The organism is Chryseobacterium sp. HNCC26DJ238 (assembly GCF_057180465.1).
In genome coordinates, this window is the sequence record NZ_JBXUGI010000004.1 from 203,582 (window position 1) to 213,458 (window position 9,877).

General features: G+C 36.8%; 8 protein-coding genes. All 8 read left to right on the forward strand.

Features of this window, described 5'->3' with window-relative positions; all coding sequences use genetic code 11:
• Positions 1-50: 50 nt before the first annotated feature.
• The 8 genes from AC2A07_RS05420 (at position 51) to gcvP (ending at position 9,837) form a co-directional block, all read left to right on the forward strand.
• Complete coding sequence (locus tag AC2A07_RS05420; RefSeq protein ID WP_484049567.1) at positions 51-497, forward strand: SRPBCC domain-containing protein; 447 nt, start codon at positions 51-53, stop codon at positions 495-497.
• Between the two features lie 94 nt (positions 498-591).
• Positions 592-1,050 carry a DoxX family protein gene (locus AC2A07_RS05425; protein WP_484049568.1) on the forward strand — a complete coding sequence of 153 codons (459 nt, stop codon included), beginning with the start codon at positions 592-594 and terminating at the stop codon, positions 1,048-1,050.
• A gap of 237 nt (positions 1,051-1,287) precedes the next feature.
• The gene (locus AC2A07_RS05430) at positions 1,288-3,291 is read left to right on the forward strand and encodes an alpha/beta hydrolase family protein (RefSeq protein ID WP_484049569.1); all 2,004 of its coding nucleotides are present in this window, start codon (positions 1,288-1,290) and stop codon (positions 3,289-3,291) included.
• A 347-nt stretch (positions 3,292-3,638) separates the two neighbouring features.
• Positions 3,639-4,217 carry an RNA polymerase sigma factor gene (locus tag AC2A07_RS05435; RefSeq protein WP_484049570.1) on the forward strand — a complete coding sequence of 193 codons (579 nt, stop codon included), beginning with the start codon at positions 3,639-3,641 and terminating at the stop codon, positions 4,215-4,217.
• 11 nt (positions 4,218-4,228) lie between these two features.
• The gene (locus AC2A07_RS05440; protein ID WP_314492507.1) at positions 4,229-4,567 is read left to right on the forward strand and encodes a hypothetical protein; all 339 of its coding nucleotides are present in this window, start codon (positions 4,229-4,231) and stop codon (positions 4,565-4,567) included.
• Between the two features lie 85 nt (positions 4,568-4,652).
• Entirely contained in the window at positions 4,653-4,919 is a 267-nt protein-coding gene (locus tag AC2A07_RS05445) for a hypothetical protein (protein ID WP_314492509.1), read from the forward strand.
• Between the two features lie 522 nt (positions 4,920-5,441).
• The gene (locus AC2A07_RS05450; RefSeq protein WP_484049571.1) at positions 5,442-6,089 is read left to right on the forward strand and encodes a J domain-containing protein; all 648 of its coding nucleotides are present in this window, start codon (positions 5,442-5,444) and stop codon (positions 6,087-6,089) included.
• 889 nt (positions 6,090-6,978) lie between these two features.
• The gene (gcvP, locus tag AC2A07_RS05455) at positions 6,979-9,837 is read left to right on the forward strand and encodes an aminomethyl-transferring glycine dehydrogenase (RefSeq protein ID WP_484049572.1); all 2,859 of its coding nucleotides are present in this window, start codon (positions 6,979-6,981) and stop codon (positions 9,835-9,837) included.
• The last annotated feature ends 40 nt before the right edge of the window (positions 9,838-9,877 follow it).

Genomic DNA, 9,877 nt, shown 5'->3' on the forward strand with positions numbered 1-9,877 from the left:
ATTCAAGAAGTGTTATTTGTTTTTAAAATTAAATCATAAAAATTAAAAATATGGAAACCTTATCATACGAAATCATCATCGATGCTCCTAAACAAAAAGTATGGGATATCCTTTGGGGAAGTGAAACCTACAATGAATGGACGAAATTTTTTAACCAGGGAGGATCACATATGAGATCAGACTGGAAAGAAAACGGAAAAACCTACTTTCTAAACTCAGAAGGAGAGGGAATGGTTTCTACCATTGACAGCATTGAAGAACCTGATCAGATCATTTTTAAACATCTCGGAATGGTTGACAAAGACGGAAATGAAGATACTGAAAGTATGGAAATTAAGCAGTGGAGCGGCTGTTTTGAAAAATATATTCTGATAGATTATGAAGGACGGACAAAACTTCATGCAGAGGTTCAGACAGAGAAAAACTGGGAGGAAAATATGAATAACGGCTTTACAAAAGGTCTTGAGATTGTGAAAAATCTTTCTGAGGCTAATTAATACGTGTCAAATAACGATTTTCCCAAAGATTATAGAACAGCTTTATATTTTGTGATAGCTTTGTCAACATTATCATTATCCATTCAAAACAGAAATGAAATTATTAAGCATTCTTTTTATAACATTTATTCTTGCATTGGCAGGATTCAGACTAATCCATGGAAGCTGGGATCTGCTATTTGCCGGCAATCTCGGAATGGCAGTGTTCATTATTTTTACCGGTTTTTCCCATTTTAAATTTCAGAAGGGTATGGTTCTGATGATGCCTGATTTTATTCCGGCAAAAATGTTTTGGGTATATTTCACAGGGATTTTGGAAATTGCAGCAGGTGTAGGTCTGATGATTCCGTCTCTCCGTGAACTCACTGCCATACTTTTGATTATTTTCTATATTTTGGTTTTTGCAGCCAATATCAATTCATCCCGAAAGAACGTTAATATTTTCAAAGGAGATTATTCCGGTCCTGGTATGACTTATCTGTTCAGGGAAAGAATTCCTATGCAGATTATTTTAATTGCATGGACCTGGTATTTTGGAATCCATCTGGCCTGAAGAATATAAATTACAGCAAGATAACGAAACGGAAAGTAACCATACTTTCCGTTTTTTTTAAATAATTTTACGTTAACCGTGTAATATTTCCTTGTTTTAAATTGTTTTACAGAGAAAAGTTGTTTTTATTGATGACAGCAATCCTGTTTTTGGATTTCAGATAGAAGTCATTTGAAATGCTTCAGCGGTGAAAGAGCATGTTTGATCAATAATTTTTAAACCAAATCTCAATAAGCTATGAATATTAAATTTAAAATTTTGACTTCTGCTCAGGTTATCTTATATTCGATGATGATGAATGCACAGACTTCCACAACAAAATTACCGGGTGATCCCTCATTGGTTTCATCTAAAGCAACTCTGGAAAAACTGATTTCTTATGATAAAGGGAATTTTAAATACAGGGTTGAAGACTATTTTGCAAGACCTAAAGCATCACAGTTTAAGATTTCACCTGACGGAAAATACCTTTCTTATAAGGAAAAAGACAGAGACAGCAAAAATCATGTTTACGTAAAAGATCTGGCAACAGGTAAAGCCATCAAAGCCCTTGAAGAAAAAGATGATCTGATCAGAAGCTATGGCTGGCTTAATAAAAAACGTCTTTTTTATACTCAGGACAGAAGCGGAAATGAAAATCTCCATCTGTACGCTGCGGATATTGACGGTAAAAATCTTAAAGATCTTACCCCTTTTGAAGGCGTTACCATCGGATTGGTACAGATCATCAAAGATACTGACTTTGTGGTAGTGACCATGAATAAAAATAATAAACAGATTTTTGAGCCTTTTAAAATTAATTTTGTCACCGGGAATATGGTCCAGCTGTATGAAAATACGGACCCTAAAAATCCGATAGACGGTTATCTTTTTGATAAAGAGGGAAATTTGAGAGGATATACTGTTTTGGAAAACGGATTGACCACAAAAACCTATTATAAGAATCCAAAGTCCGGTAAATTTGACCTTCTCAAATCCACTGACTGGAAAGATACTTTCAGTATTATGAGATTCAACGATCATTCAGAAAACAAAGATGAGGCCTATGTTGTGACAAATCTTGATAGTGACAAATCAAGGATTGTTCTCTATGATTTAAAGAAAAATGCTGTCATCAAAGAAATATATTCTCATCCGACATTTGATGTTAATTCTGTTAGTATTGCCGGTAAAAACAGGAATTATGAACTCGACTATATCAGTTATAACGGAATCAAAAATGAAGTTATTCCTGTAAGTCAGTTTTATAAGGGGGTTGATGAAAAATTAAAATCTGAATTTGGTGACAAGCAGTTTTATGTCGTTTCTTCTGATGATAACGATTCTAAGCTTTTGGTGGTGGTTGACAGTGATAAATTATATGGAAAATATTATGAGTATGATACCAGATCTGAAAAACTAAAACTTCTTGTCGATCTTATGTCTCAGTTGAAAGAAGAAGATATGGCAGAAATGAGACCTATCGAATTTAAAAGCAGAGACGGGCTGACAATTCATGGGTATATCACCTTGCCGAAAGCCGTTGAGGACGGTCAGAAAGTTCCCTTGATCGTAAATCCTCATGGAGGTCCGCAGGGAATACGAGATGATTGGGGATTCAATCCGGAAACTCAATTATTTGCGAGCCGTGGGTATGCCACTTTGCAGGTTAATTTTAGGATTTCGGGCGGTTATGGCAAAGAATTTCAAAATTCAGGCTACAAGCAAATTGGAAGAAAAGCGATGGATGATGTGGAAGATGGTGTAAAATATGCGATTGCTCAGGGATGGGTTGATAAAGATAAAATTGCTATTTATGGAGGAAGCCACGGAGGCTACGCTACTTTGATGGGATTAATAAAGACACCGGATTTATACTCATGCGGGGTTGACTATGTAGGTGTTTCAAATATTTTTACCTTCTTCGATTCATTTCCTGAATATTGGAAACCCTATAAAGAAATGGTAAAACAGATCTGGTACGATCTGGATAATCCTGAAGAAGCAAAAATTGCAAAAGAAGTTTCACCTGTTTTTCAGATTGATAAAATCAAAAAGCCATTATTTGTTGTACAGGGCGCCAATGATCCGAGGGTTAACATTAATGAATCAGACCAGATCGTGAAAGCTTTAAGAAGTAAAGGGTTTGAAGTTCCTTACATGGTAAAATATGACGAGGGGCACGGATTTGGTAAAGAACCGAATCGGCTTGAACTGTATAAATACATGTTAGGTTTTTTCGCTGAAAATTTTAACAGATAAGACCGTTAGTTTTTATAATCAAAAACGGAAAGTAAAATGCTTTCCGTTTCTTTGTTTAATGAAGACAAGATTCTCTGAAAGATTTGGGAGCATACTGTGTTCTATCAATAAAGGGAGATCATTTGTCAAAGAAAGTTGAAACATGATCGTTTTTTAGCCCGAATAGAAACGGCTACCTCACATCAGCTGACAGGAAAGCGGAGGAGCGAGGAGTAATAGTGGATAGCCGGATTAGGCTCCTGGAAAAAAATATTTTAAAAACATGATTAACAGATGAAAAATGGAGATGTCATAAAAAATCTTTACATTCATTAAAGTAAAACAAAAAGTACAATCGTCATAGCAATATGGAGATTGCCGAGAAAATAACAATGCCACAGAAGGAAAAAGAAAACATTATTTCGCAGACCGTATCCAGTTACGGAGGAAAACTGATGTCTTTCATTCGTCCGAAAGTGAAAAATACCGAAGATGCGGAAGATATTCTGCAGGAAGTGTGGTATCAGTTCAGCAGTCTGACCAATCTCTCAGAAATTGTAAACATTGGTGGTTGGTTATACAGGGTCACTGCAAACAAAATTATTGATAAATACAGAAAAAAGAAAACTGAAAACCTTGAAGATTTCGTATACGAAGATGAGGACGGAACGTTTTCTATTAAAGATATTTTGCTGCTCGATGACAGTGCCGGACCGGATGTGAAAATGTTTCAGGATGAAATCTGGAAAAAACTGTTTGAAGCTTTGGAAGAGCTTCCGGAAAAACAGAAACTGGTCTATATGGAAAACGAACTGAATGATAAAACTTTACAGCAAATCGCAGATGAACAGGGAGAAAATATAAAAACCATCATCAGCCGAAAAAATTATGCAGTGAAGCATTTGAGAAACAGATTGAGACAACTGTACGAGGATTTAAATAATTAGAAAAAAGTATCATGAATAATAAATATAAAAAAAGCTGGGCACTTTTAGTTTTATGTCCACCCTTGATTTTCCTGGCTGTTGCATTCATAGTGATGTGGCTTTGGAACTGCATTCTTCCTGAAGTTATCGGTGTTAAAAGTATCAATTACTGGCAGGCGATGGGGATATTGGTGTTAAGCAAAATTCTTTTCGGAGGTTTTAACGGAAAATTCGGAAGAGGAATGCGTGATATGAAAGAGAAACACCTGAGACATCAGATGGAAGGTATGTCGGATGAGGAAAAAGAGAAATTCAAAGAAGTATGGAGACAGAAATGTTCGACAGGATTCTTTAACAGAAACAACGAATAGTTTTAAAATTTTTGAAGTAGTAAAGTAAAAATCAAAACGAATTCGTCTCTATAAAAAAAGAAGTAGTAAAATTTAAAATTAAGAAATGAAAAATTCAGTATTAAAAGGGGCCCTTGGAGCTCTTGCCGTTGCGGGAATCGCTGTGGCTGCCAAAAAAATAATTGAAAGAAAACGATTTGTAAGAAGTATTTTCAATGAATACGGAATTAAAGAAAAATCTCCTTTCGGATTAGCAGACAAGATCAGGGAAATGAACGAAGAGCAATATCAGGAACTGAAAGGTAAACTCAAGAAAGAGTTCACTTCAGGTTGCTGCAGAAAAGATGCAAAAGAACATTATGCAGAAGCATAAATAGAAAGTAACTAAATTGAAATTGTTTAAATCCGGTGTGCGAAGCTTTGCTTAGTGGACCGGATTTTTTGCAGATTGGGGCTTAGAGAGCCTCAGCCACCAATCGAGGGCCTCAACCACCAAGTTAAAGCCTCAGCCACTAGATCTGCTTTATCCACCAATTCGAGAATCTCATCCACTATGTTAGAATGAACTTCAAGCGCATAAGCAGTGCTTATCTATAGATTAAATGAATGTAGTTAGTGAGACAATAATTGTTACTGAAACCCGGTGGCTTCGAGAGCATCAGCCAGCGATCGAGGGCCTCAACCACCAAGTTAAAGCCTCAGCTACTAGATCTGCTTTATCCACCAATTCGAGAATCTCATCCACTATGTTCGAATGAACTTAAAGCGCATAAGCATTGCTTATTTAATATAATAAATAAATATAGTAGACAATAATTCGTAATGAAACCCGGTGGCTGAGGCTCCCGAAGCCCCGCCATAATAAAATAAAATTCTTATTTTTGTATTCACTTACATGAAAGACTACTACTATTTTCTCGGGATTTCGCACGATGCTTCGGATGAAGACATCAAAAAATCCTACAGGAAACTTTCGTTAAAATACCATCCGGATAAAAATCAGAACGATGAATTTTTTGCCGATCGGTTTAAAGAAATACATGAAGCGTACGAAACTTTAAGTGACCGTGGGAGAAGAATTACCTATGATCAGAATTTAGAAAGTCATCAGAAAAGCTTTCGGTATACTGTTCCGCCTGCCATAAAGACTTTTACAGCCAATAAAATTCATGCAAAAAAAGGTGAGGAGATCATTATTACCTGGCAGACCTCTAATGCAGATGTCGTTAAAGTCCTGCCATTCGGATTGGAAAAAGCGTATGGAGAAAGAATTTTTAAGATCACAGAGTTTAAAGACGGGAAATTCCAGCTGCTTTTGCATGCAACCAATTCGCTTCTGCATAAAACCGCAGTTCAGGGGATAACCATTACTGAAGTTTTTGAGAGTGACGGCGAAAAATTCAGAGACAGAGCCGAAGAACTCTTTAAGTCGCAACCCCGAACTGCCACAAATCCAAAAGGACAGCCTAAGATTTTCAGATTACTTCTGGGAATTCTGATCCTGGCTTTGGCAATTTATTTTTTAGTGTCTAATTTTAGCTGACTACGCTAATTTTTTATTTCCGGGACACTTTTTACAACGCTTACCTTTTTTAAATTTTTTGCAGCATGATTTTTTGTCACCGCAGAACATTTCTTCATTCTTGAAAGAATATACCGGGGTAAGGGGCGGAACTTTAAACGGAGTGATGATATTCATACTGCAAATATATTAATTTAGAATAAATATAATTAATATATTTTCATAAAATATTATTCGTTTGTATTTCAATTATTTATGTTGTTTTTTAAGACTCATTGACAAGACAATAAAGATTTATAATTCCTAAAATTTTAATGATGTGGAAAACTGCAGCCTGAATGCTTCTGCTTTTATGAGCAAAATTTGAAATTATTATAATTCTTCAGCTCCAACTCTAAACTTTCTGTACTGATGATATATTTTATTAATTCCTGTATTTAGAAAGTTCAAAACCCTGTTTTCGGGAATGAAATTTTTTCCTGCTCCAAGTAAAAACGTTGTAATCAAAAACTGACCTTCATTTTGAAGTCGGCCAATGTCAAATATTCGTATAGTGGGTAAGACTTAAAGTTTTAACCTGTTTTTTAGAATCAGACATTGCATCAACTACCCTGTGTCTTTAAGTTTACGAGAATAGATGATTGTAATTATCATATTGTTTAAATAATTACGATGCTGATTTCCTAACTGTTTAGCTATTAAGACTAAAAATCAGTTAAAGGTTGAATGAATTAAAGGGGGATACAAAATAAGCTGGATAGAATATTGTAAATAGATTTCAGAATTAGACTGATAACAAAAAGTTAAATAGAAATTACCCATATTAGCCAATGATTATTCGCTCTTGTGAAATCCCTTAAAAAATAGTAATTTTACCAATCTTTTTTTACAAACAAAATCTAATATAAAAATGAATACAGAACAGTTTGTGAGCCGTCACATCTCCGTAAACGAAGCCGATAAACAGGCAATGTTGGAAAAAGTTGGCGTTTCAAGTATCGAAGAGTTAATTTCTCAAACCATTCCATCATCGATCCGTTTAGAAAATGACCTGAACATTTCAGAGCCCCTTTCGGAATATCAGATGTTGAGTCATTCGAACGAATTGGCGGCAAAAAACACGGATTACACAAGTTATATTGGTTTTGGATACCACAACACCTTGTTGCCATCGGCGATTCAGAGAAATATCTTCGAAAATCCGAGCTGGTATACAGCGTATACTCCTTATCAGGCAGAAATTGCACAGGGAAGATTAGAAGCTTTGCTTAATTATCAGACCGTGGTGTGTGATTTAACCGGGTTTAATCTCGCCAATGCTTCACTGTTAGACGAATCTACAGCAGCTGCAGAAGCAATGCACATGTTCTTCAACAACAGAACAAAAGACCAGAAGAAAGCAGGAGCTAACAAGTTCTTTATCTCTGATCTTGTTTTACCTCAAACAGTTTCTGTTTTAAAAACAAAAGCAGAAGGCCTTGCGATCGAAATTGTAGAAGGTGATCACAAAACACATTCTTTTGACGAATCGTATTATGGAGTTCTGTTACAGTACCCAGGTAAAAACGGAATCGTTTTAGATTACACAGAAGATATCGTTGAGTACAAAAAATTAGACTTACAGGTGGTTGTAGCCTGTGATCCTATGGCTTTGGTTAAACTTAAATCTCCTGCATCAATGGGTGCTGACTGTGCCGTTGGTACTTCACAGAGATTTGGTATTCCATTAGGTTACGGAGGTCCTCACGCAGCATTTTTCTCTTGTAAGGAAGATTATAAAAGAGATATTCCGGGAAGAATTATCGGAGTTTCCCAGGATATGTACGGCAAACGTGCATTGAGAATGGCGTTGCAGACAAGAGAACAACATATAAAAAGAGAAAGAGCTACTTCAAATATCTGTACCGCTCAGGTTCTTTTAGCTGTAATGGCAGGTATGTATGCCGTTTATCACGGTCCGAAAGGATTAAATTATATTGCTGACCAGATCCACTTTAAAGCTAATGCCTTAAAAGGAGGATTGAAGGCTTTAGGCTATCAGACTGTCGAAGAGCCGATCTTTGACACGGTAAAAATCGTGATGAGTGAAGATGAGAAAACAAGATTATGCAGAATGATGCTTGATCATAAGCTTAACCTGAACTATTTCACGGAAGGGGTTGTCAGCATTGCCATCAACGAAAGTACAACGCTTGAAAAACTGAATGTACTGATGGCTTCTTTCGCTCACTTTAAAGATAAGCAGACTTTCAAATTAGAAATCAAAGAAGGATACAGCATTCCGGAAGAAAATCTCAGAAAAGATGAAATCCTTACCGAAGAAGTATTCAACAAATACCATACAGAGACTGAGTTGATGCGTTACATCAAACGTCTTGAAAGAAAAGATTTATCATTAACCCATTCAATGATCTCTTTGGGTTCTTGTACGATGAAACTGAACGCTGCGACCCAGATGCTGCCGCTTTCATGGGCAGAGTGGGGAAGTATTCATCCTTTTGTTCCGGTAAATCAGGCAGGAGGTTACCAGGAAATGATCAAAGAATTAGAAAAAGACCTTTCTGAAATCACTGGTTTTGCAGGAACTTCTCTTCAGCCCAATTCAGGTGCACAGGGAGAATATGCAGGATTGATGGTGATCAGAGAATATCACATTTCAAGAGGCGAAGGTCACAGAAATGTCGTGTTGATTCCTCAGTCTGCACACGGTACGAATCCAGCTTCTGCTGCTATGGCAGGAATGAAGATCGTCGTTGTTAAGAACCTTGAAAGCGGAGAAATTGATTATGAAGATTTCAAAGCTAAAGCAGAAGCTAATTCTGAAAATCTATCTGCGGTAATGATCACTTATCCGTCGACTTACGGATTTTTTGATGCCAACATTAAAGAAATTACCCAACTGGTACACGATCACGGCGGTCAGGTGTATATGGACGGAGCCAACATGAACGCTCAGGTAGGATATACCAGTCCGGGAAATATCGGAGCAGACGTTTGCCACTTAAATCTTCACAAAACTTTTGCTATTCCTCACGGAGGTGGAGGTCCGGGAGTGGGCCCAATCTGTGTTGCGAAGCACTTAGTTCCTTTCTTACCGACCAATGCAAACATTAAAGTAGGTTCTAAAGAAGCGATTGAAGGAATTTCTGCTGCACCTTACGGTTCCGGATTAATTTTGAACATCTCTTACGCTTATATCAAAATGTTGGGAACTTCAGGTTTGAAGAAAGCAACTGAACATGCAATCTTAAATGCAAATTACTTAAAAGAAATTTTAGCGGAACATTTCCCTATTTTATATTCAAATACTGAAGGCAGAGTAGCGCACGAGTGTATCGTAGATTTCCGTCAGTTCAAATCTTTAGGAATTGAAGTGGCTGATGTTGCAAAAAGGCTAATGGATTACGGTTTCCATGCACCAACGGTTTCTTTCCCGGTAGCAGGAACATTAATGATCGAGCCTACGGAATCTGAAAGCAAATCTGAAATCGACCGTTTTGCAGAAGCGCTTATCGCAATCAAGCATGAGATCGATGAGATTGCCAATGGTGAAGCTGACCAAGCCAACAACGTACTGAAAAATGCTCCTCACACTGAACAGTTGGTGATTTCTGATTCCTGGGATAAACCTTACAGCAGAGAAAAAGCTGCTTATCCTCTGGATTGGGTAAGAGACCACAAATTCTTTGCATCTGTTTCAAGAGTTGATGAAGCTTACGGAGACAGAAACCTGGTTTGTACCTGTGAGCCGATCGAAGCTTATATGTAATCAAAGCTTTTTAGATATAATAATTAATCCCTTTCAGTAG